The organism is Microcoleus sp. PH2017_12_PCY_D_A (assembly GCF_020738565.1).
Lineage (GTDB): Bacteria > Cyanobacteriota > Cyanobacteriia > Cyanobacteriales > Microcoleaceae > Microcoleus.
In genome coordinates, this window is sequence record NZ_JAEQCI010000081.1 from 19026 (window position 1) to 43364 (window position 24339).

Genomic DNA, 24339 nt, shown 5'->3' on the forward strand with positions numbered 1-24339 from the left:
GTGGGGCGGGTTTATCTAGATTGTTGGTCATCGTTATATATTGTTGGTAAAACCCGCCCTACAAAATCCTGATGGCACGCCTAACTTAATATCCCGTCGCACAGAATGCCGCCCAATATTTCGGCTCGCGGAACGGCTGTTCCTCACTCGAAGACGCTAACCACAATTCCACACTTTGCCCAGATTTTTTATCTAAATTTAACAATCTTACCCAAACTCGAAAATCCTCCTCACTCACCCCGCGCATCCAGTTTTGCGCGGCATTCAAAGCGAGTGCTACTGAATCTGCATCCGGCAATTCCTGATAAAATTTAATCATCAAAATTGCTGTGGCAAAATCATCGACAGCCCACAGACTGCTGACAACATTCATGCTACCCGCATACAAGAAGCCACTGGGTAAACCAATGTATTCATCGGTCATTGCGGTTGAGTCGGTTAACCCGGTTTCGCAGGCGGAAAGTGTGACGAGATTGCACTGCGGTAACTGCAATTCGGCAAAGATTTCTCGCAGGGTGAGGCATTTTTCTGGGATGGCTTTTCTGCCGCTGCGTAGGGTGACATAGCGCTTGGTTTCTAGCCGGTCTCCCTCTAGCCCCCCTTCAGCAAAGGTATTTTCTTCTAGCCCCCCCTTACTAAGGGGGGGTTGGGGGGGGTTAATTTCTAATGTTGGTTCCAGGGAATCGGCTAAGACTAGGGATGACAGCAGCGGATTGTCAAAGTTGAATACGCCGTGACAGGAAAAGTGCAGGTAGCTGGTGTTTGAGAGGTTTTCTCGGTTGTCGTTGAGGGCGGTTTTTGTGGCTTGTTTTTTGAGTAAAATTTGATGGGGATTGAATCGGGTTTTGATGGTTTCTACTTCCATATCCGCGTTGAATAAGTCTTCGGTGGGATTCTGGAGGGCGAATAGTTGTTGCTGATTTGGTGGGGGGGAGTTTCTGGTGGTGATGCGATTTTTTACGAGTTGCAGAAGTTGCAAGCTGGGGGCGTATTTCACGCCGGCGGGGAAGCCGTCGAGGAGGTATCCGCGAAAGTTGGTTTTTTGTTTAAATCGGGTTTCTGAGGTGAATGGTAGGGCGTGGAGGGGGAATAAGTGCAGGTAGCGGTGGGGTACTAGGATTAGTTGTTTGCAGTTGGGGGATATGTGGGCGATTATCTCGTTTAGTCGCAGGATTTCTGAGAGTTTTTCGAGTTTTTGGGATAGGGTGTTTTGCCAGGTTTGGTTGGTGTTTTTGTCGCGGTATTCGTCGAGATAGTTGTTTTTCCAGGTTTCTAATTCGGCTATTTCGGTTGTGGTATATGTGAGTGGTTTTATGCTGTCGCGGGTGATGATAAATGCAAATCCACCCGTAGGGGCGGTGCCCCCGTGCCCGCCCCCGCCGATGTACCATTCTACGATCGCTGTTTCGGTGTTTAAGGTTTGTTGGAATTGGGTGATGTCTATGGGTTCGACTTTCTGAGTTAGGGAGAATTCTGGTTCTCGCTGTTTTATCTGTTCTAGCAGTTGTGCTAGTTGCTGTAATGTTGTTTCTAATTTGGCTTTTTGTTGTTGGAAAGATTCGGGGCTGAGACTGCGGGTTTGGGTTGTGCGTTGTGAGGGAGAGTCATCTGGAACCCCCCCCGGCCCCCCCTTGGTAAGGGGGGGAGAAAGAGGAAGAGGAGATGGGGTTTCTGTTTCTAGGAGTTGTTGGGAGGTGGCGATTTGGCGGCGCAGGTTTTGGAGTTGCTGTTTTTCGGTGTCGGTGGCTGTTTTGGGGTAGATTTCGCTGTTGGTGAAGAGTTCGACTAGGTAGCGGGATTTGCTGCGTTCTACAGTTTGGACTGCTTTGTGATATTGTTGGTGATTGATGCAGGATTGCATCATTTTTTCGTAGATGTTGAGGTTTTCTTCTATTATTTGTCGTTTGCGGGTTTGGGATGTTACCCACTCGCGGGTTTGTTCGACTGCTTCGATGGCTTTTTCGTAGCCGAAGATGGCTGTTTCCCACAAACTTTCTCTCCATCCTAAATTGCCTAAGTTACGGCCTGTTTGCAGACAGTAAAGGGGTAAAGTTGTAGGAGTGCGGAATTCTAAAGCTACTTCATAACATTTAATCGCCCTTTCTATATTCTCTCCCCTGTCTCCCTTGATTCTGTCAAAGTAAGCATTTGCCAAATTATTTTGAGTATCTGCCCATTTTTCGGGAAAAGCTTCGTGGGTACGAACTTGTAAAGCTGCTTCATAAAATGCGATCGCCCTTTCTAAGTTATCGCCTTTGTCTCCCTTGATTCTGTTTCTGTAAGCAGCCGCCAAATTATTTTGAGTGTCTGCCCATTTTTCGGGAAAAGCTTCGCGGGTGCGGACTTGTAAAGCAGCTTCATAAAATGCGATCGCCCTTTCTAAATTATCACCTTTGTCTCCCTTGATTCTGGAATAGTAAGCAATTGCCAAATTATTTTGAGTGTCTGCCCAATCTTGGGGAAAAGCTGCGCGGGTGCGAACTTGTAAAGCTGCTTCATAAAAAGCGATCGCCCTTTCTAAATTATCGCCTTTGTCTCCCTTGATTCTGTTTCTGTAAGCTTCTCCTAAATTATTTTGAGTGTCTGCCCAATTTTCGGGAAAAGCTTCGCGGGTGCGAACTTGTAAAGCTGCTTCATAAAATGCGAGCGCCCTTTCTATATTCTCATCTTTGTCTCCCTTGATTCTCTGGCTGTAAGCAGTCGCCAAATTATTTTGAGTGTCTGCCCAATTTTCGGGAAAAGCTGCGCGGGTGCGGACTTGTAAAGCTGCTTCATAAAATTTAATCGCCCTTTCTAAATTATCACCCCTATCTCCCTTGATTCTCTTCGTGTAAGTAGCAGCCAAATTCTTTTGAATCATTGCCCAATTTTCGGGAAAAGGTTGGCGGGTGTAAACTTGTAAAGCTGCTTCATAAAATTTAATCGCCCTTTCTAAATTCTCACCTTTGTCTCCCTTGATTCTGGAATAGTAAGCAATTGCCAAATTATTTTGAGTCATTGCCCAATCTTCGGGAAAAGCTTGGCGGGTGCGAACTTGTAAAGCTGCTTCATAAAATTTAATTGCCGTTTCTAAATTATCACCTTTGTCTCCCTTCATTCTCCGGCTGTAAGCAGCACCTAGACTATTTTGATTTATAGCCCACTTTTCTGAGTAAGCTGCGCGGGTAAAAATAGTTAATCCTATATCCAGACAAGCAATCGCAATCTCTATGTTGCTTCTCCGACTGCCTTGCTGAAGACTTGAAAATGCGTTATTTAAATTGTATAATATTTGCGCACGATTTTTTGCTTTGTCTGCATCGAAGTTGGGCAGTGTTTCTGTTGCCCACTCTCGCAAATATTCGGCAAAATCATCGTCTAATAATTCTAGATTGGCTTGCAGGATGGCGGTTTGTTCGTCGCTGTCCCAGGTGAGGAGAGATTCAATCAGGGTGAGATAGGCTTGGCGGCGTGGTTGGTTCATTTTTTGCTACCCATGTTTGTATAATTTTACATTTGTTATGTGGAAAAAACAAGGGATTTTTGAGATAATTTGAGGTTTTCATTTTGAACCGCAGATCGAGGCGGATGGACGCGGATGAACGCAGATGTAAGCGCCCAGAAATAACGCGCTTTCCCGAAGTCCGGCGGGGGTTAAAACCCCCGCCTCAAAGCGAAAGTCCTCTAAAGAGGACTGAAGAACTCATTAGTCCTCTTCAGAGGACTTTCGCTATTAGCCAGGGGTTTTAACCCCTGGCGGACTTTCGGGAAAAACCCAGACTAACCCAACCCTTCAACCAACAGATTGCGAGCACTTTCCAACGCTTCCTGCAACTTACTAGCATCGCGTCCTCCAGCCTGCGCCAAATTCGGCCGCCCGCCGCCTTTTCCGCCGCAAATTTGAGCAATTCCCCCGATAAACTTGCCAGCTTGCAATCCTTTCTTATTGACTTCTGGACTAAAAGCAGCCACCAAACTTACCTTATCCGGTTCAGGAATTGATGCCAAAACAACCGCAGCATTTCCTAATTTTTGCTGCAATCTTTCGGCCGCAGTTTTCAGCGCTTCTGCATCCACATCTCCTAATTGAGCTACAATGATTTTGAATTCGCCGAGATCCTCAGCCGCATTTAACAACTGGTCAGATTTTGCGATCGCCAATTCGGACTTCACAGCCGCCAACTGCTTCTGAGTATCCTTCAACTCATTCTGCAAATTAGTAATCCGGTTGGGTAACTCTTCCGGCTTCGCCTTAAATCGATCGCCCAAATCGCGCACAACCCTGTCTCGCACGTTCAAATAATCCAAAACAGCCTGGCCCGAAACCGCCTCAATCCGGCGAGTACCAGCCGCAACCCCCGCTTCGGAAACAATCTTAAACAGCCCGATTTCAGCCGTATTGCTGACGTGAGTCCCCCCGCACAATTCCATCGAAACCCCGGGAAAATCGATTACCCGCACGATGTCGCCGTACTTCTCGCCAAACATGGCTGTGGCGCCTTTTTCTCTGGCTTGGGCGATCGGCATTTCTGCAACTTCCGCAGCGTGAGCCTCAGCAATCCAACTATTAACTAAATCCTCAATTTTCTCCAACTCTTCTGCTGTCACAGCGCGCGGAGAATTGAAATCAAACCGCAATCTGTCCGACGATACCAGGGAACCCGCTTGCGAAATTGAACCATCCACAATTTCCCGCAAAGCTGACTGTAATAAGTGAGTTGCTGTGTGGTTGGCTTGAATTCGGCGGCGGCCGCTATTGTCAATTTTTGCAGTCAGACTATCCCCAACTTTCAGCGTTCCCCGTTCTACAAAGCCGAAATGCACGAAGAAATCCGACTCTTTCTTCACATCATCAACTCTCACCAACAAACCATCACCATTTTCTCCTGTTTTCAAATAACCTTTATCCCCAAGTTGTCCGCCGGATTCTGCATAAAACGGAGTTTGGTTCAACACAACTTGTACCTCAGTTCCCGCTGCGGCTGATTCTACAGATTTGCCGTCTACCAATAGCACCTCAACCTGAGCTAAAATCGACTGTTCGTCATAGCCGACAAACTCTGTTCCGTCAATTGTTTCAGCCAACTTATCCAAAGAACCCTGCACGGTTAAATCGATTGTTTGGCGAGCATCTTTAGCGCGAGTTTGCTGTTCCTTCATCGCCGCTTCAAAGCCGTCCAAATCGACAGTAATTCCCTGTTCTTCAGCAATTTCTTGTGTCAGTTCTAAGGGGAAACCGTAGGTATCGTAAAGGGTGAAAGCATCTTGACCGCTGATTTGTGGGTTTGCTTGCTGTTTTGTGCGATCGACAATTTCCTCAAGCAGCTTCTCTCCCCGTTCCAAAGTCTTGAGAAACTGCGCCTCTTCCCTTGCCAATTCTGCCTTAATTTGAGCTTCCCGCGATCGCACGTTCGGATAAGCAGCTTCCGAAAGGGCGATCGCACTTTCAGCCACCCGCACCGTAAACTCGCCCTGAATTCCAATCAGCCGCCCGTGGCGCACCACCCGGCGGATCAACCGGCGCAAAATGTAACCGCGCCCCACATTTGACGCGCGAATTTCGTCTGCAATCATGTGTACCACAGCCCGAATGTGGTCGCCAATTACTTTCAGCGAAACCTTGACATTTTCATCGCTATTGTGGTAATCAATTCCGGCAATTTCCGCCGCCGATTGAACGATCGGAAAAATCAAATCTGTTTCGTAATTGTTAGGGACTTTCTGGAGGATTTGCGCCATCCGTTCCAATCCCATCCCAGTATCAATATTTTGATTTTGCAGCGGTGTTAAATTGCCCTCTGCATCTTTATTGTACTGCATGAAAACCAGGTTGTAGAATTCAATAAACCTGCTATCATCTTCGAGGTCAATATTGTCGCCTCTTTCTGGGTGGAAATCGTAATAAATCTCGGAACAAGGGCCGCAGGGGCCTGTGGGGCCTGATTGCCAGAAATTGTCTGCTTCTCCCATGCGCTGAATTCGATCGCCCGGAATGCCAATTTCATCGCGCCAAATCGCAAAAGCTTCGTCATCTTCGCGGAAAACGCTAACAACTAAATTGGACGCTGGTAAACCGAAAACCTCCGTAGAAAGTTCCCAAGCCCAAGCAATTGCCTGTTTCTTGAAATAATCCCCGAAACTGAAGTTCCCCAACATCTCAAAAAACGTGTGGTGGCGGGCGGTGCGGCCGACGTTTTCGATGTCGTTGGTGCGGATGCACTTTTGCGAAGTCGTGGCGCGCGGTGATTCGGCGGTGCGCTGTCCGAGAAATATCGGCTTAAATTGTAGCATTCCGGCGATCGTCAGCAACACTGTCGGATCTTCCGGCACCAAAGAAGCACTCGGCAGGATTTTGTGTCCCCGCTGGGCGTAAAAGTCGAGGAATGTTTGGCGGATTTGACTGCCGCCCAGAGACTTAGGAGTAATAGACATGACAAAAACTGTTAAGTATGTAAAGATGTAGCAGCAATAGAACTCAATACGCTTCAGTTAATAGTGTTTATTGCCCGGAGATCCCCCTCGCATCCCCCTTAAAAAGGGGAGTAGGGGTTGACTTTGAGAAAACTCTTGTCCCCCCCTTTTTAAGGGGGAGTAGGGGGCAAGCTAAGGGGGGATCGGGCTTAGCCCAAGCGTATTGCAATAGAACTTACATCTATGTGGATATTTATATCATTATACTTAGTAATGTAAAGACCTATCAAGTTTTACAAATTGTGCTTTACTCCTCCCAAAGGTCGTGCTAACTTAACAATAGACACCGGGACAGAAAGAAACAGGAGGTCGCTATATTTAGCCCGTTCAGCGGGAACCCCCTCTCGATAATTTTTAATTTGGGGTGGGATGAAAGCCAGGTTTGTGAAAAATGGAAGGTTGACCGATTCCGTAGGACAGGGAAATCTTCACAGCTTGAACAAACAATCCTTGATATATTGGAAAGACAGTGGGGCTGGACGTGTTCCTCACTATAAAACGCCGTAGAGAGAAACATTTTGGAGTATCTCGAAGGAAGATCTAGATATCCTTAACAGGACTCAGATGCCTACAACATATTGCTTGCAATTGATGTAGGAGCGTCACAAGCAAAGTTCAAGGATATAGACATGGTGTCTCCGGTCTAGATTCCCAGGCGCGGCAGAAATTAACCAAACACAACTTGGAATAGTGGCAAAACTGCCGATCGCGCAGTCAAGCCAAACCGCAGTCGAGTCAGACTTATTGTGTTTGCGGATTAAAAGTAAAGCTGCACAAGTTGTAAACCCTAGTAAGCATATTGTTCTCTACCGGAAACACATCTCGTTTGTTAGAAAATCAAAGATTCTTATATTATTGGGTCTGGTCGCTGTCGATCGGGCCCTACGCTTTTTTATAGGGGAAGAGGGGGACAGAGGGAAGAATCCCGATGCAAGCATCTGTGCGCCAGCTCTTATAGTGCTGTCTCGCTCGCTTGCAAAACTCACTTCGAGCGTCTGGCTCTATTCGTGCTATCCGGCTCGGAGTCCTGTGAAACAGCGATCGATCGAGCTTTTGAGTTATATCTTATACATAGCGAGCGATCGTCCCCGCCCGCTTTTTGCCGCGGCCCCGGCGCTGTGGCACTAGGCAAGGTCAAAGATGCGATATCATTGAAAAGTCTGTGCAAGATATTAAAACCTACCTCGCTATCTGGGTGATAGCCTACAATTGAGGAGCTTGCTGCAAGGCAAGGATAGCAAACCGCTATTTTCCGGAGCCTGGTTGTAGCTCCGATGATTGCCTCCAACAACCTGAATTTCAGGAAATTTAGAGTTAAACTTCTCAATCATCTCATCCCTGCCGCAGGGGTGGGAGTATCTAAAAGTCGAGCTGTCCCCAGTCAAAAAGCCCCTGTCTCTGACAACTGTCACCAATAACAGTAAAAGTCAGCAGCACGTCTTTTGACCCTGCTCAAACCGTTCGACTAGCAGTTTAACAAAAAATATAGTACAGTTCTTAAACTCACAATTTTAGGAGATTCGAGGTAAAATCATGGCCGAAATAACCAAAGAAGAAATGCGCGAACGGCTGGGAAATATTGACCAGATTCGCGATATAATTTTCGGGGCACAGCTTAGAGAATACGACAATCGTTTCGACAAAATAGATTCCGACTTGTCGATGATGCAGCAAGATATGCAGGCTCGCATCGAACAGGTGAAAACAGTTCTGTCCGCAGAAATGAGGGCGGCAGTTGATTCGTTAGAAAAGAAAGTTAAATCGCTCACCTTAAATACGCAAGAAGAAACCGCCGATCTCCGACAGCAAATCGATCGCGTTAACCGCAAATGCTCCAGCACCATCGAAGCCCTCGACGAGGCGATAGACAATCAAACCAGTTCCATTCGCGACGAACTCTCCCAAACCAGAGAGCGACTCTCCGAAGAAACCCGGACTTTGAAAACACAGGTTTTTGAAGAACTCGACCGGCGCTTTTCCATGCTCAGGGATGTTAAAGTTTCCAGAGATGACATGGCAGAAATTCTGTTTGAACTAGGCATGAGGCTCAAAGGAACAGAATTTGTGCCCGAACTTAAAGGCGTTGCTGATAATAAGTCAAATAACGAATTTTTGTTGCCGGAGCGCCACCATCACGGATAATAACGCATGGCTTTACCGAAAGAAAATCCGGAAGTTGAAAATCAGCTAGAGGGTTTTGTTTCTAAACCTGACGAGCCTGCTGCCTCGGCAGCAACCCAGCTAGACCCCTTGCTGAATCTGTTATTCGATCTCAAAATTATTGCTGGTTCAAAGCAGCAAAATCCCGAGCCCGAAGCTGACAGCAGTGGCAAAAACGGTCAAGCTGGGACCCTCGGCGGGTCGATCGATTTGTTAGGTATTTCCTCCCCACAGCCAGAGGAAATTTCACCGCAGCAAAATCCCGAGCCCGAAGCTGACAGCAGCGACAGAAATTTCACCGCAGCAAAATCCCGAGCCCGAAGCTGACAGCAGCGACAAAAACGGTCAAGCTGGGGCCCTCGGCGGGTTGATGGATTTGTTAGGTATTTCCTCCGCACAGCCAGAGTCCATTGCAGCCGCGTCAGAAACTGGCTCTCGCAAACCGGATTCTACTGCTTCCCCGGCTGTTGCAGGCGAGTCCAAAAGTTGGCTGTTTGCTACTCACAAACTCAACACTTCTGAACTGGAAAGAAACTATTCCTCAGCTAAAACTATAGATGTTTCCGCAGATGTTTCCGATTTGGAGAGAGAATCGCCGCCGCTACAAGAATTGCCCTTGACAATTTCTGATTCTCCCCAGCACGTACAGGGCGAAAAATCCCAGGATTCTGACACCGCTTTAGAGAATTCGCCCATTCCCCAAACTCTGGCACCACCCGCAGCCACCGCTCCGAATTCCTCAGTGTCCGGACTTTCGCAGCCATCCCAAAAAATATATGCAGATGCAAGTGTGGCATCAATTGAACCGAAGCGAGAGTCGCAAGAACAGCCGATACCACTATCGCAGCGATCGGAAATCATAGGCGATATTAAACAAGAATTCAATGAAGCCGACAGCGCCATGGGAAGGCTGCAAAATCTGATTTTTGGCTCGCAAATGTCAGATATCGAGCAACTCAAAAATCTCCTAGCAGAAACTGATTTGCCGGGGGTGTGCAATCTGCTAGCAAGCATCGACTCTAAATTAGAAAAACTGGAACACCAAATCTACGATCCACAAGAGCTGATCGCCCTAATGCTGCCTTGGATAGCAGAAATTCTCAGCCGCAAAATTGCCGATTCCAGAGAAGAAGTTGTTAATGCGATAGTCCCAATTATTGACGAAGTGATTAGGGCTAAAACTGTGGAAAACAGGCAAGCAATGAGTTCGGCGATAGGTGAGTTGCTGCCCGACGCACTTGCTCAACAAATAGAAAATTCGCCAGCGGATATTGCTCGGGCGATCGCCCCAGAAATGGGTTTGGCTATTAAAGAGCAAATTCGCCTCGATCAAGAGTCGATCGCCCAAGCCCTCGCCCCGGAAATGGGCAAAGCCATTACAGCCCAAATCGCCCTCGAACGCGACTCTATGGTGGATGCTCTCTATCCCGTCATTGGCAGTACGATCTCTAAATACATGGCAGAAGCTATTAAAACTATCAATGAAAAAGTCTCAAATAGCTTAAGCATGGAAGGAGTAGGGCGCAAAATTCGCTCCCAAGTACAAGGAGTCTCCGAAGCTGAATTAATCCTCAGAGAATCAATACATTTTACCGTCCAAGCAGCATTCTTAATTCACAAAGCATCAGGCTTGGTAATTTCCGAAGTTCAAAACTCAGAAACCTACCAGTTAGAATCAGAAATGGTAGCAGGAATGCTCACAGCTATTCGCAGCTTTGTGAACGAGTGCATCGTTCAGCCCGGAGAAATTTCGGAACTAAATCAAATTGAATACGGCGACTCCAAAATCATGCTAGAAGTAGCCGGATACTGCTACATGGCAGTCGTGATTAAAGGAGAACCGCCACAGTCGTTCATCAACAAACTGCGGCAAACAGTTAGTAATCTGATCCTTAATTACGCTAAATTAATTCACGAGTTTAACGGCGATCCCGGTACTATACCCGACTCGCTGCACCCGTTCATCCAAAATTTATTCGAGCCGCTGCAAAGGGAAAAATCAACCAAACCCCCGATCGCCATAGTCGGTATCGGTTTAGCCGCCCTCAGCTTAATCTTAGTACCTTGGGGAATTTATCAGTACCGCAGCAGCATCGACCGCCGCCTCGAAGCAAATGCCTTCGCAGCCTTAGCCTCGACTCCCGAATTAGCAGTTTACCGCTTAGATGTTGATGTCGATGGCAAAACATTAAAGCTAACCGGAAAGTTGCCCAATCAAGAATTGCGGACAAAAGCTGAAAAAATAGCCGCATCAACTGCACCTTCATTGCAATTAGATAATAAAATTGTAGCTGTAGATGTCCCCCCAGATCCAGTTTTGACGGCGGCCGAGGTGCAGCGGATCACCGCTGTTTTGAACCGCTTGTCGGGCGTTTCTATTTCTAGTCGGTATGGCGATCGCAAAGTTACAGTAGAGGGGACAGTCACCGACGGTGCAGACGCCGAGAAAATTGCTCAGTCCCTGAAGCAAATTCCCGGCGTTGAGTCAGTCGTCAGCACTGTTAAACTAGATCCGCTCAAAATTGCCACCCGCATCTACTTCGACCAAGGAACGACAACATTAGACTCAACATCAGAAGCAATCATCGCCAGTGTCAAAAGTTTCATGGATCAATATCCTCAAAAACATATTAAGATAATTGGACACAGCGATCGCACAGGGGAACTTGTCACAAATCAACGGTTGTCGCTCCAGCGTGCCGCAGCAGTGCGAGATGCTTTGGTGCGGCAAGGTGCCGATCCGAAGCGCCTCCTTGCGGTTGGCAGTCAAAATCCTCCCCCCGGCGTGGAACCCAATCAACCGCTACTTTTAAGCAGATGCGTGCTATTTGAACCAATAACTAAGACCATAAACAGCAAATAATTATGTCAGTTACTATATCTAAAAAAATGTGCATGATCGGCGACTTTGGCGTCGGTAAAACCAGTTTGATCCGCCGTTTTGTCGATCGGCAATTCAGCGACGAGTACCTCTCCACCGTCGGAGTCAAAATTTCCCGTAAAAGTATCCCATTAGAAAACACCAAACACCAGGAAGGTGTCACAGCACAGTTGCTGATTTGGGACTTAGAAGGACATACAAAATTCAAAGGAATCGCACCGACTTACTTGCAAGGAGCTAGCGGCGTTTTAATCGTTGCCGATGTCAGCCGCTCCGAAACAGTCGAGCGAATCTCCGAACACGTTAAGCTGTTTTCTTCAGTCAATCCCAAAGGGTCAATTATTGTCGCCCTGAACAAAGTAGACTTAATTGACGAAGAAAAATTGGCACTGCTAGTGGAAATCTCCCATGCGATCGGTCAAGACAAAGTAATAGCAGTTTACACTACATCGGCTAAAACAGGCAAAGACGTTGACGAAATTTTCCACAAACTAGCTTACACAATGGTAGAAGCAGTATGAACCCCCTTTTTAGAAAGCTCCTGGGCCCGCGACAAACAGAGTATCTGGTAGTAAATCACAATTTCATCATTCAAGAAACCTCCGCCGAAGTGCAGAATTATGCCGATACTCCAGGCGACGCGCTCCTCGGTACAGATGCTCGCATCAGTTTTCCCGAACTGATTGGCATTGAAAATATCCTCATGTCGATCGTGATGGGAAGGCGGCCGAGTTTTGAACTCAAAGGTATCGCTCGATTTACCGACAACAACCGCCCTTTATACTTCGATCTGTTGGCTATAGAACATGAAAACGAACAAGATATGGCAAGTAATTTGCTAATTTTGATTGAAGATACCACCGAAAAAATGGTGATGAAGCAATCCTTGATTCAGAGGGCGAATGAAGCTAATCTTTTACTGAGCGCCTTAGCCGCTTCAAAAGATTATATAGATAAAGTTATTCGCTCCATGGGCGATGCTTTGTTGGTGACAACAACATTAGGAATTATCAAAACAGTCAATCAATCGGCACAATGGTTGTTTGGGTACAGCGAAGCAGAATTGATCGACCAGCCCCTCTCACTCATAGTAGTCGAAGAAACATTGCTTTACCAAGGTCGCCACCGCTATATTTTGTCTCAAAAAGAGCTGCTAAGAGAATTGGAAGTAGCCTGCACTACTAAGTCGGGAGAAGAAATTTGGGTAGAATTTTCCTGTTCGGCAATTCAGACAGAATTAGACGGACTTTATGATTTCATCTATATCGGCAGGGACATCACAGAACGCAAGCAAAAAGACATGGAAATTCGCCGATGTTTGGTAAAAGAGCAAGAACTCAGACAACTAAAATCTCGTTTTTTCTCAATGCTTGCTCACGAATTCGGCAATCCTTTAAATACAGTATTATTTGCTACTCAAATCCTCAAAGAATACGGCGACGAAATCACCCAAGCGGAAAAACAAGAATACCTCGAACACGTTAAATCAGCATCTAAACACATGGCTCAGCTATTAGATGACGTGCGGTTGCTCAGCAGCGCCGAAGCTGGAAAACTCCAATTCAATCCCGCACCACTTGACTTGCGAAAATTTTGCAGCGAGTTAGTAGAATCAATTAAAATTAGTTACGGAAAAAATCATAGAATTAACTTTAATTGCCGAAAAGCTATTCCGCAGGCGAAAAAAACCGCTCGGGAGTCGGAGGAAACAGAACACTGGCCCGCACTGGATGCCAAATTGCTGCGGCACATCTTGACAAATTTGCTGTCAAATGCTGTCAAATATTCGCCGATCGACAGCTATATTGATTTTCAATTAAATTGTCGTCATGAAGAAGCTATATTTAAAATAAAAGATGCGGGCATTGGCATTCCTATAGAAGACCAAGAACAACTGTTTGAATCTTATTACCGGGCCCAAAATGTCGGAAAAGTACCCGGTACAGGACTGGGTTTATCCATAGTCAAGCAGTGTGTAGACTTGCACGGAGGTCAAATCGAATTTTCCAGCGATACAGGGTTAGGCACTACCTTTGTAGTCACAATTCCATTTGAAAAACAGAGGTAATACCATTTGGGAATGGGGAATGGGGAATTGGGCATAGGGCATAGGCCTCCGTGGGCATAGGCCTCCGTGGGCACGCAAGCATACCTCACTATGCTTGAGAACCGCTATAATACGATTTTCCATTTTTCGATTTTCCATTTTTCGATTTGGGAATGACCCCGCCCAAAAATGGGTACCGTGCCACGTCCGCGAGCTTGGCTGGTCGAGCCAAAAATTTTAGACAAAAGTTCGCGCTGCCAGATTCATCTGTGAAGTAAATCTCAAATCGAAAAATCTCAAATCGACCAATGACTAATGACCAATGACTAATGACCAATGACTAATGACCAATGACTAATGACCAATGACTAATGACTATCACGAACAGAGGGCGCGTTCACTATTACAAAATCCAACATGACAACCCTGTTAAAAAAACTGTTGGTTCCCCACCACTTGGAGTACCTAGCACTGGATCGAGACTTTCTTATCGAAGAGACATCTCTCAATGTGCAGCGGTTTGCCGACTGTCCCGAGGAAGTAGCGGCCGGAAACGATGCGCGCATTCCCTTTCCCGAATTGCTGGGAACTGAAGAAATTTTAATCGATATTTTTGAAGGGCGGTTGCCAAATTTTGAATTAAAAGCAATGACGCGGGTATTAGAAAATGGCTCGCGGCTTTATTTTGATATGTATATCGTCGAGTTCAGCAATGACGATAACGATAGGAGATTAATTGTATTTTTTGAAGACGTAACTGACAGGATGGGTTTGGAACAAACTCTAGTCCAGGCTACCAATGAAATGAATATTTTATTGAGTACCTTAGCGGCTACTAATAATTATGTTGAAAAAATTATTACTTCCATGGCCGAAGTTTTGTTGGTAACAACGGCTTCGGGAAAAATTAAAAAAGTCAATCAAGCGGCTCAAGATTTGTTCGGTTACAGCGAATCAGAATTAGTAGGTCAGCAAATAGACGCCCTGGCTGCTGAGGGCGCATCTTTACAAGCAGTCAGCCAAGAGCCGCCTCAACTATCTCAAACTAACACCGAAGTAATTTGCACGGCAAAAACCGGAGAAAAGCTCACAGTTTCCTTTTCCTGTACGGCGATTCCAAGTGACATGAAAAGTATTTCTGCAAATTCTGCGGCCCTCCAAGATTTTGTGTACATCGGCCGCGACATGACATACAGACAGCGAGCCCGCAAGCGAAAAGTAGCTCAGTACGTCACCACTCACATCCTCTCTACATCCGAAACAATCAAAAAAGCTCTAGAAGCAATTCTCCCCGCAATTTGCGACAGTTTGGGATGGGATACTGCCGAACTTTGGATGCCGGAAGCTGAGGAAAAATTGCTGTCAGGAAATAAGAGAATAACTGCGGTTTCCGACCCCAATTCGCTCAGGTGTGTCGCCAGTTGGACAAAAGGCTCAGTTTCCATCCCCAAATTTGCCGAATTTGCCGAACAAATGACCTGTGGATTCGGGGAAGGATTGCCCGGTCTCGTTTGGGCCAGCGGTTCGTCTCAGTGGATTGCAGATGTCACAGAAAGCGACAGTTGTCTGCGCCGAGAAATCGCCGCAGAAGAAGGACTGCACGGAGCTTTTGGCTTCCCAATTTTGGGCGACTACGAGCAGGAAAATTCTGAAAAGTCTGTGTTGGGGGTGATGACTTTTTTTAGTCGCGAAGTGCAGTGTTTTGATGAAGAATTGCTCCAGACAATGGCAACAATCGGCAGCCAACTCGGTCAATTTCTCAAGCGCAAGCAAGCGGAAATAGCTTTGCGGGAAAGCGAAGAACAATTACGAGACTTATTTGAAAATGCTACTGATTTAATTCAAAGTATTGGATCCGACGGTCATTTTTTGTATGTAAATCGGGCTTGGCGGGAAACTCTGGGCTACAGCGAAGCCGAAATTGCTCAACTGACTGTTTTTGAGATCATTCATCCCAACAGTTCCCCAGAGTCGATGGATATATTATATCAAGCTTTTACGAAAAAAACTGTTAATGAAAATACATTTTATCCTCACTCTATTCAAGTAATATTTATTACTAAGAATCACGAACAAATTTTGCTGGAAGGTAGCATAAACTGTAAGTTTTTGGAAGGTTCGTTAGTGGCGATTCGCGCTATTTTGCGAGACATTACTGCTCGCAAGATGGCGGAAGATGCTCTAGCAAAATCTGCGTCCTTGCTGCAAGCAACTTTTGATTCTACTGCTGACGGTATTTTAGCTATTGACAGGAGCGGAAAAATAGTTACTTTCAATCGCGAATTTGTGGAAATGTGGGGCGTACCTAGCGACGTGATGGCGCTGCGAGACGACGCAACAACGATCGCCTTTGTGCAGAACCAACTGAAAGACCCGCAAGCATTCCAAGAGAGAATAGAATCGCTTTACGACCACCCAGAAGCCGAAAGTTTCGATTTGTTGGAATTTCAAGACGGCAGATTTTTTGAACGCCATTCGGAACCGCAGCGGCTGGGAGATAAAATTATCGGTAGAGTCTGGAGTTACCACGACATTACGGAACGCAAGCAAGCAGAAGATGCCCTGCGGGAAGAACAAGAAAAATCGGAAAAGCTGCTGTTAAATATCTTGCCGAACCCAATAGCAGAACGGCTCAAACAAAACGAAACTACTATTGCTGAATACTTTCCGGAAGTGACTGTTTTGTTTGCAGACATTGTGGGGTTTACTGCTTTGTCTTCTGTCATGAATCCCATCGACCTCGTGGAGCTCTTGAATAAGATTTTCTCAGGATTCGACTTGTTGTGCGAGCAGCACGGCTTAGAGAAAATCAAGACAATCGGGGACGCATACATGGCGGTAGGAGGGCTGCCCTACCCTCGGGCAGACCATGCAGAGGCGATCGCCCAAATGGCTCTGGATATGCAAAGAGAGATAGCTCGGTTTAATGGTCAGAATAAGAAATATTTTAGCATCCGCATCGGCATCCACAGCGGCCCGGTTGTTGCCGGAGTAATTGGCATCAAAAAGTTTATTTACGATTTGTGGGGCGATACGGTAAATATCGCTTCCCGCATGGAATCTCATGGTTTGCCTTGGCGGATTCAAGTCAGTGAAACTACTTATAACTTATTGAAACACAAATATGTTCTTGAAGGGCGGGGAACTATTGAAGTTAAAGGTAAAGGGGGAATGAAAACTTATCTGCTTGTTGGGAAAAAATAAGTTGACAGTTGACAGTTGACAGTTGACAGTTGACAGTGGTCATACCAAGTCCGGGCTTGAAACCCCCTTTATTTCGACCGTCGGTGCAGGCCGACTTTGTTTGTATAGACGCGGTTTCAACCGCCGAATCATAAAGGGGCTATGATACCCGGATTTAGTATCAGCAGTCAGTAGTCATTAGTCATCAGTCATCAGTGATATGTTATCTGGCTGGTGGCTAAAAGTGTTGCTAAAGTTAATTAGAAATACTTTTTGACCAAGATTTATGGAACTTGCGAATTTGTCGGTAAATTTACGATCGCCCCACGAATTTGTCGATCGCCCAACAGTGACAGTTGCGCCCTCAACTTCGCTCGGAGATGCGATCGCCCTGATGCGTCGGGATCCAAACACTTGCCCGCTTCCCGACTCAAACGAAACGGGAAAAACATCGATTAGTTGCGTCTTAGTGGTCGAGGAAAATCAGCTAGTCGGACTGCTAAGCCGGGGAGATGTGCTGAACTTAGCCGCCGAATATGGATGGCAAGAAATGCAAGTTGCCGACGCCATGACGCGGAATTTAATTGTATTAAAAGAATCCGAATTTACAGATATTTTTACCGCATTTGAGCTATTTTGTCAATACTCTATTGATTGTTTGCCAATTGTAAATGAATCGGGTCAGCCAGTAGGTTTAGTCACCGAAGAAAGGATTCGCCCAGAAATTTACAGCCTAGTCAAAATGTTGCAGCAAGAAGTTGTCGAACTTCAGCAAAAACAGTGTGAACTCTTAGCAAGCCAGTCAGAAATCGAAAAACAAGCGAGCGTGCGCAAAAATGCCGAAAATGCCCTGCGGCAGAGCGAGGCGCGCTACCGGGCAATTGTGGAAGACCAGAGCGAACTAATTTGCCGCTACCGGAGGGACAGTAAAATCACATTTGTGAATCAAGCTTATTGTGACTATTTCGGCGTGGGATCGGAAGACTTGCTCGGTAACAGTTTTATGCCACTGATCCCAGAGGAAGACCGAGAAATTTTTCAAGAACAATATGCTTCTCTGTCTCCGCAAAAGCCTGTGTTTACTTGCGAACACCGAGTAATTTTGCCGAGCGGGGAAATTCGCACTCAGCAGTGGATAGATCGGGCGATATTCGACAAAAACGGAGAAATTGTGGAGTATCAAGCTGCGGGTAGGGATGTCACCGATCGCAAACAAGCAGAAATCGCTTTGCAGCAACTCAATGCAGAGTTAGAACGGAGAGTTCAGCAGCGGACTGAATGCTACGAACAGACCGTATTAGCAGGTAAATTGACCGCAGAAAAACTGCAAAACTCGGAAGCTGAGCTGCTGGCGCACTTTAATGGCATGACGGATATCGTGCTGGTTTTCGACGCCAGCGGCCGCTGCCTCAAAATCGCCCCCACGGCTCCCCAACTGCTGTACAAACCGGCGGCTGAAGTGCTCGGCAAAACCCTCGCCGAAATCTTCCCAGAAGCGGAAGCTAATTTTGCCCAGGGCCACATTCGCCAAACCTTGGCATCTGGACAAACCCATAGAGTTGAATACAGCATGGAAATTGAGGGCAAGTTAATCTGGTTTGATGCCAGTGTTTCGCCCTTTGGAGTCGATCGAGTGATGTGGGTGGCCCGAGACATTACCGCTCGCAAACACGCAGAAGCTGCACTGCAAAAGAGCGAGGAAAAGTTTCGCAACTTGTTTGACGATGCTCCAATTGCGATCGGTTTGGCAAGCGTGCGCGATGATTGCCGGATGCTCAAGGTGAATGAAGCTCACCGCCAGATGTTGGGCTACAGCGATGAGGATTGGGCGGTAATGAGTTTCGCTGATGTCACCCACCCAGAAGATTTAGAAGCAGATTTAGATCTACTCAAGCAGTTAGTCGAGGGTAATATTCCTCGCTTCCAAATGGAAAAACGCTTGATTAAGAAAAATGGCGATTTGGTGTGGGCAAACTTGACGGTGACGCTGATTCGCGACGGCGAGGGCATTCCTCTCTACAGCATGGCGGCGATCGAAGATATCAGTTACCGCAAGCGGGCAGAAATGGAATTGCAGCAGTTAAAAGAACGCCTGCAATTTTTACTTGCTTCTAATCCTGCGGTAATTTTTACGGCCGCATCGGCAGGGGATTTTTGTACTACTTACATCAGCGATAATGTTAAGGCAATCGTTGGCTACGACCCCCAAGAGGTGTTAGCAGATTCTAAGTTTTGGGCTAACAGGATTCACCCTGAAGATCTGCCGCAATTTATAGTAAATTTTTCTGCTTTGTCAGTAGGTAAAAATTGCATTTGCGAATACCGCTTTCTGCATAAAGATGGAATGTACCGCTGGCTGCGGACGGAACTTAAACTATTGGTTGACAGCAAGGGCATTCGCCTCGAAATTATTGGTTACGCGGCCGATATCAGCAATTCTAAATGCGCCGAAATAGCTTGGCGGCACCAGTTCGAGCAAGAACGGCTGGTGGAGGCGATCGCCCGCCGCGTCCGCCAGTCTTTGCAATTAGAGGAAATTCTTAACACTACCGTTGCCGAACTCCAGCAAGTCTTGTTAGCCGCTCGAGTTTTGGTATATCAAATTTTACCCGAAAGCGGCGGCCGAGTCATTGCGGAAGCGGTGGTAGAAGGATGCAGTCGGCTGATGGATAGATTTTTTGGCCGAGAGGTTTTTCCTGCCGAATGTTATCAGCTTTATTTGCAAGGACGAATTTGTGCAATTTCCGAACGGGATGACCTCTCCATTACACCTTGTATGGTGGAGTTTATGAAAGAAATTGAAGTTAGCGCCAAGCTAGCAGTCCCGATTATTCAGCACGGGGAAGTTTGGGGATTGCTGATCGCGCACCAGTGCGATGGGCCCCGGGAGTGGCAAGAATGGGAAATGAATTTATTTGAGCAGTTGGTGAATCAATTGGCGATCGCCATTCAGCAATCTCTACTTTACCAGCAACTGCAAGCTGAACTGAGCGATCGCTTCCAAGCGGAAGCCAATTTGAAAAACTCCCTCAAAGAAAAAGAAATTTTGCTCAAAGAGATTCACCACCGCGTTAAAAACAACCTCTGCGTAGTTGCCAGCCTATTAGAATTGCAATCTAACACGGTTGCCGACCCCCAAATAGCCAAAATGTTTGAAGAAAGTCAGAACCGCCTGTACTCTATGGCTCTGATTCACGAGAAACTGTACAGATCGACCAACCGGGCACAAATTAATTTTGGCGAATATCTAGAAGATTTGGTAACTAACTTGTTTCACTCTTACAATATAAGTGACAACCGCATTCAGTTGCAGGTATTAGCTGAACCAATTTCCCTAAATCTTGAGACCGCTACTCCCTGCGGTTTAATTGCTAATGAATTGGTTTCAAATACCCTGAAACACGCTTTTCCTCACGGTGCGAGCGGTACAGTTAGTGTAGAATGCTATCAAACTGGCGATCGGGAAATCCACCTTTTCGTTAAGGACAACGGCATTGGTTTTCCTCAAAACTTAGATTTTAGGAAAACTAACTCGATGGGCTTTCAAGTTGTCTGTACTTTAACCGAGCAGTTAGAAGGAACCATCGAAATGTCAAGACAAATCGGCACAGCCTTTCACTTAGTATTTAACGAGTTAATCTACTCGCAAAGGTTCTAAAATCATGAGTTTCCCAGAGAAAACAATTAAAAAGATTTATATTTTAATTGTGGAAGACGAACTATTAATCGCTAAGAATTTATCTCAAAAATTACAAAAATTGGGATATCAAATCGCCGATATTGTTTCTTCAGGAGCCGATGCCATCCAGCGCGCAGGCGAACTCAAACCAGATTTAATTTTAATGGATATAGTCATAAAAGGTGATATGGATGGTATAGCAACAGCAGCAATAATTCATCAAGAATTAGATATACCAATTATTTATACAACTGCCTATGCTGACGACGAAACTTTGCAGCGAGCCGAAAATACTGGTTCTTACGGCTACCTCCTCAAACCTTTTAAAGAAAGAGAACTGCACGCTACTATCAAGATAGCGCTGAGCAAACATCAAGAAGCAGTTAATCTGCAAAAAATCATGGCATTAGCAGCAGCAAAAAGCGAAAATAGAGCGCGATTTGTTTCAATGGCTTACCACGATTTAAACACTCCTTTAACTACCATACAACTCTCGGCTGAAATGCTGGAAGATAGCAATTTGCAGATGTCGCCAGGAACAAAAAATAAAAATGTCAATCGCATCAAAAAAGCCGTCAGCAATATGAGTGAATTGCTGGACGATATTTTAATGCTCAGTAAAGCAGAAGCAGGCAAACTTTCCTTGAATTTAAATCAGCTAAATGTGACAGAGTTCTGCACATCTATTTTAGAAGAACTGCAACCGATCGTCACCGACAAACACCTTGTAACTTTCCTCGCCAAAACAGAGCCGCTGCACGCCAATCTCGACGGAAAACTGCTGCACCACTTGCTGACTAATTTGCTTTCAAACGCTATAAAATATTCTCCCAATGGCGGTAATATTAGTTTAGAATTAAGCTGCGAAAACCAGCAAATAATATTTTGCGTTCGAGATGAAGGAATTGGGATGACAGCGGAATATGAAGAAAAACTATTTCAGCAGTTTGAACGGGGCGCTAATGTCGGAAAGATTAAAGGTTCGGGTTTGGGACTCTGCATTGTCAAACACATAGTTGACCTGCACGGCGGTACAATAAGTGTGGAAAGTGCGATCGGCAAAGGTACTACATTTATTGTGGCGCTGCCTTTTTTTAGTCAGTAGTCATTAGTCATTGGTCATTGGCAAAACAGGTCATTGGTTATTAATTGGTAATCTCCAAAAATATAGTATCTACCAATTTTCATATTCTAGATGTATTTTTGTCTGAGCGAATCCGTAGGGGCTCACTTCGCCAACCATCTATAATTAACATCCAAAATATTAATAAACCCGCCCCCACCCAACCAACCAATTTTGATGAGAGGACAGGTTTTTGGGTATTTGCGATGGGAGGGGGCGGGTTTTTGAATCCGGCGATTTGATGATGGGAATTTGGGTGAGGGGAGCCCCTACCAATCTTGATATTTTAGATGTATTTTTGTCTGAGCGAATCCCTAGGGGCGGGTTCGCCAACCATCTCTAATTCCAACTAACAATATACATAAACAAACCCGCCCTCCTCACTAACAGTTAAAAGCTAACAGTTAAAATTAGTCATTTTTCAGCAAATCTATTCGGAGACAAAAGCTCGATCGCCCAATCTTTTTCTACCGCAGCCGAATTTGCAAATCGCTCAGCTAAGGCAGGTAAAACAACCAAAGGATTGCTCAAACCAGAAAAAACGTGCAATCCAGGGCGAGAGCCTATTTCCCCGACTACGGGCAGCCGATCGGCGCTAAATGCCACAATACAATCGTGCCAAGTTGCGGGTAAATTTGCCACAGCAGGCAAAATTTTGCCGATACCTGCACGAATTGCCGTTTCGCTCCTTTGGCGATCGACTTTAGCATTCAAATCGCTCAAAGTGCGAGACAATTGTCCGATCCGCAAACTCCCGTCATTAAACCCAACTGCACCAGCATCCAAAATCGGCGGTAACAACTCCTTACCCGGTTCATCCCAAAGGTGATCTACCTCAATTTTACTCGATTGTGCTTCCAATTCAAAACGTTTTAATAGTGCGGGCATCACCAAAGTCCTGAGTTTGACATCCACAGGCGCCGTCTCCAAAATCTCGGCGCGAGTAAAATAAACTCCCGCAGAAATACCCGCCGCCTTCAACAAACTCCGACTCCAACCTCCAGCACAAATCACCACATTTTCGCAAGCGTAAGTTTCTTGTACCGTCTTGACTCCCGAAATCCGATTTTTGTCTGTTATTAAATTAGTTACTTCAGCAAATTCTAGAGTTCCTCCCAACCGCAAAAACCCTTGACAATAAGCTTGATTTGTGGCAGTCGGCGAAATGTGACCGTGACGGACAGTTAGAGCTCCGGCGATCGCACTTTTGTTCAGCAAAGGCTCCAACTCGCAAGCTTCTGCAACGCTCAAAAGCTGCGGAGGAATGGCAAAATGCGCGTAATTAGCCGCAACTTTTTCAGGTTCGACTCCTGCATCAATAGTCAGCAACAAATCCAACTCGCGAAACTCCGTATCAGCATCTAATTGGGCAGATAAATTGCGGTGGCGTTCGATACCTTCTGCACACAATTGCCGAGTTAAATCAGTCGTACCCGACCAATAAGCCAAACCGCCGTAACTAAAACGAGTAGCATTTTGCATGGTAGCATCTCGTTCTAAAAGCAGCACAGCAAAACCTTTTTTTGCGAGCTCGTAACTCAGCGCTGCACCCGCAATCCCGCCGCCGATAACAATCCAGTCGTAATTTTTCATCATGGGCAATTTACAGGGAAGGATTCGGGAATGCTTTGATTTTAGCTTAGGTTGTTTCGGAACAGGCCCCAAAGTCTATACCTACAGAAAGAGCTGAGGTGCGATCGCCATAACAGAAACTTCCACCCCTCGGGAGATGCTCGCAACCGGAGATTTTTCGTTCAATAGTAGCAATTACAAGCAGCAAAAAATTAGAACACCAGAGAGGTTTTATGAGTATCGACAAACCGGGTAAAGATATGGAGCGCACTGTCAATCCGGGCGATCGCATTTCCGACGAACCGCAAAGCATCGAAGAAAAAGCTCAGCAATTAGCAGTTGACCACGTGCCAGACATCACGGGAGATACAGTTACAGTTCCCACTTATTTCATCGTAGACGAACCGGACGGGGAAAAGAAAGCATTGCACCACGTCAAAGACGCCGAGGAAATTTCTGACGTAATTCGGCAGGCGCGCGTTGACGAAAATGGCGATCGCATTTGGGATTAAGTTCAATCCAATAAAAACGGGTTTTGTACAAAATTTATCGGTAGAAATCATGGAAACAAATCAAAGAAATAGTACGCCCTTTCCCAATGTTCCGCCGATTCTCGAAAGTGACGACAGAGAGTATCGCGATGCCGGCATTACCAGTACAGTTTCAGTTGCAGGCCATCCCCTTCACCCCGTAATCGTCACCTTTCCGATAGCTTTTTTAGTAGGAGCCGCGGGCACGGATATCGGTTATTGGCTGACAAGCGATCCGTTTTGGGCGAGAGCTTCGGTGTGGCTGATCGGTGTCGGTTTTGGTGCGGGGATTTTGGCCGCAATCACGGGCTTTTTAGATTTTTTCAAAGTTAAAAGAGTGCGCGATCGCAGTGCGGGCTGGTTGCACATGGGCGGGAATGTGGCGGCTATGGTACTTTCCCTGATTAACCTGGTGTTGCGCCAAGGAAATCCGGCGCAGCCGATCGTCTTTACAGGTTTAGCTTTGTCCATCGTCGTTGCAGCCTTGCTGGGCGTTACAGGCTGGTTTGGCGGCGAACTAAGTTTTCGCCACAAAGTCGGCGTCATCGGCCCTAGCAGTCACAATTAGTAGGTTTCCAACCGTTTGTAGTGCGGACTTCAGTCCGTCTTGATGCATGGATAATCAAGGACTAAAGTCCTTAGGACGAACCTTTATTGTTTCGTTTGTAGTGCGGACTTCAGTCCGTCTTGATGCGTGGATAATCAAGGACTAAA

At 46.1% G+C, this 24339-nt stretch carries 13 protein-coding genes; 10 read left to right on the plus strand and 3 right to left on the minus strand.

Going from position 1 to position 24339, the window contains the following annotated elements:
• Positions 1-85: 85 nt before the first annotated feature.
• A complete protein-coding gene (locus tag JGK39_RS22525; RefSeq protein WP_293297770.1) occupies positions 86-3463 on the minus strand; it encodes a CHAT domain-containing tetratricopeptide repeat protein in 3378 nt (1125 codons plus the stop codon).
• Positions 3464-3759: 296 nt separating this feature from the next.
• The gene (alaS, locus tag JGK39_RS22530) at positions 3760-6411 is read right to left on the minus strand and encodes an alanine--tRNA ligase (RefSeq protein ID WP_293257887.1); all 2652 of its coding nucleotides are present in this window, start codon (positions 6409-6411) and stop codon (positions 3760-3762) included.
• A 1572-nt stretch (positions 6412-7983) separates the two neighbouring features.
• Between alaS and JGK39_RS22535 the strand changes: the two genes are divergently transcribed.
• From JGK39_RS22535 to JGK39_RS22570, 8 genes are all read left to right on the plus strand, one after another.
• On the plus strand, positions 7984-8592 hold the full coding sequence (locus JGK39_RS22535; RefSeq protein WP_293257889.1) for a hypothetical protein: 609 nt from the start codon (positions 7984-7986) through the stop codon (positions 8590-8592).
• Between the two features lie 6 nt (positions 8593-8598).
• A complete protein-coding gene (locus JGK39_RS22540; protein ID WP_293322403.1) occupies positions 8599-8937 on the plus strand; it encodes a hypothetical protein in 339 nt (112 codons plus the stop codon).
• Positions 8938-8980: 43 nt separating this feature from the next.
• Positions 8981-11473: an OmpA family protein gene (locus JGK39_RS22545; RefSeq protein ID WP_293257893.1), complete on the plus strand. Its 2493-nt coding sequence runs from the start codon at positions 8981-8983 to the stop codon at positions 11471-11473.
• A gap of 2 nt (positions 11474-11475) precedes the next feature.
• On the plus strand, positions 11476-12012 hold the full coding sequence (locus JGK39_RS22550) for a Rab family GTPase (protein ID WP_293257895.1): 537 nt from the start codon (positions 11476-11478) through the stop codon (positions 12010-12012).
• Entirely contained in the window at positions 12009-13559 is a 1551-nt protein-coding gene (locus JGK39_RS22555) for a PAS domain-containing sensor histidine kinase (protein WP_293257897.1), read from the plus strand. Before JGK39_RS22550 ends, JGK39_RS22555 begins: the two co-directional genes overlap by 4 nt.
• A 396-nt stretch (positions 13560-13955) precedes the next feature.
• A complete protein-coding gene (locus JGK39_RS22560; RefSeq protein WP_293257899.1) occupies positions 13956-16742 on the plus strand; it encodes an adenylate/guanylate cyclase domain-containing protein in 2787 nt (928 codons plus the stop codon).
• A 265-nt stretch (positions 16743-17007) separates the two neighbouring features.
• The gene (locus tag JGK39_RS22565; RefSeq protein ID WP_293297777.1) at positions 17008-20379 is read left to right on the plus strand and encodes a PAS domain S-box protein; all 3372 of its coding nucleotides are present in this window, start codon (positions 17008-17010) and stop codon (positions 20377-20379) included.
• A gap of 4 nt (positions 20380-20383) precedes the next feature.
• The gene (locus JGK39_RS22570) at positions 20384-21505 is read left to right on the plus strand and encodes an ATP-binding protein (protein WP_293257903.1); all 1122 of its coding nucleotides are present in this window, start codon (positions 20384-20386) and stop codon (positions 21503-21505) included.
• 432 nt (positions 21506-21937) lie between these two features.
• On the opposite strand, the gene JGK39_RS22575 is transcribed toward JGK39_RS22570, so the two are convergent.
• The gene (locus tag JGK39_RS22575) at positions 21938-23116 is read right to left on the minus strand and encodes an FAD-binding oxidoreductase (RefSeq protein WP_293257982.1); all 1179 of its coding nucleotides are present in this window, start codon (positions 23114-23116) and stop codon (positions 21938-21940) included.
• A gap of 212 nt (positions 23117-23328) precedes the next feature.
• Between JGK39_RS22575 and JGK39_RS22580 the strand changes: the two genes are divergently transcribed.
• Complete coding sequence (locus JGK39_RS22580; RefSeq protein WP_293257905.1) at positions 23329-23607, plus strand: hypothetical protein; 279 nt, start codon at positions 23329-23331, stop codon at positions 23605-23607.
• A 49-nt stretch (positions 23608-23656) separates the two neighbouring features.
• The gene (locus JGK39_RS22585) at positions 23657-24193 is read left to right on the plus strand and encodes a DUF2231 domain-containing protein (protein ID WP_293257907.1); all 537 of its coding nucleotides are present in this window, start codon (positions 23657-23659) and stop codon (positions 24191-24193) included.
• Positions 24194-24339 lie beyond the last annotated feature (146 nt).

Excerpts from the sequence above, each read along its gene's own strand:
- JGK39_RS22585 (WP_293257907.1), top strand. The coding sequence starts at position 23,657 with ATGGAAACAAATCAAAGAAATAGTACGCCCTTTCCCAATGTTCCGCCG.
- JGK39_RS22570 (WP_293257903.1), top strand. The coding sequence starts at position 20,384 with ATGAGTTTCCCAGAGAAAACAATTAAAAAGATTTATATTTTAATTGTG.
- JGK39_RS22555 (WP_293257897.1), top strand. The coding sequence starts at position 12,009 with ATGAACCCCCTTTTTAGAAAGCTCCTGGGCCCGCGACAAACAGAGTAT.
- JGK39_RS22545 (WP_293257893.1), top strand. The coding sequence starts at position 8,981 with ATGGATTTGTTAGGTATTTCCTCCGCACAGCCAGAGTCCATTGCAGCC.
- JGK39_RS22565 (WP_293297777.1), top strand. The coding sequence starts at position 17,008 with ATGGAACTTGCGAATTTGTCGGTAAATTTACGATCGCCCCACGAATTT.
- JGK39_RS22580 (WP_293257905.1), top strand. The coding sequence starts at position 23,329 with ATGAGTATCGACAAACCGGGTAAAGATATGGAGCGCACTGTCAATCCG.
- JGK39_RS22575 (WP_293257982.1), bottom strand. The coding sequence starts at position 23,116 with ATGAAAAATTACGACTGGATTGTTATCGGCGGCGGGATTGCGGGTGCA.
- JGK39_RS22550 (WP_293257895.1), top strand. The coding sequence starts at position 11,476 with ATGTCAGTTACTATATCTAAAAAAATGTGCATGATCGGCGACTTTGGC.
- JGK39_RS22525 (WP_293297770.1), bottom strand. The coding sequence starts at position 3,463 with ATGAACCAACCACGCCGCCAAGCCTATCTCACCCTGATTGAATCTCTC.
- JGK39_RS22535 (WP_293257889.1), top strand. The coding sequence starts at position 7,984 with ATGGCCGAAATAACCAAAGAAGAAATGCGCGAACGGCTGGGAAATATT.
- JGK39_RS22540 (WP_293322403.1), top strand. The coding sequence starts at position 8,599 with ATGGCTTTACCGAAAGAAAATCCGGAAGTTGAAAATCAGCTAGAGGGT.
- alaS (WP_293257887.1), bottom strand. The coding sequence starts at position 6,411 with ATGTCTATTACTCCTAAGTCTCTGGGCGGCAGTCAAATCCGCCAAACA.
- JGK39_RS22560 (WP_293257899.1), top strand. The coding sequence starts at position 13,956 with ATGACAACCCTGTTAAAAAAACTGTTGGTTCCCCACCACTTGGAGTAC.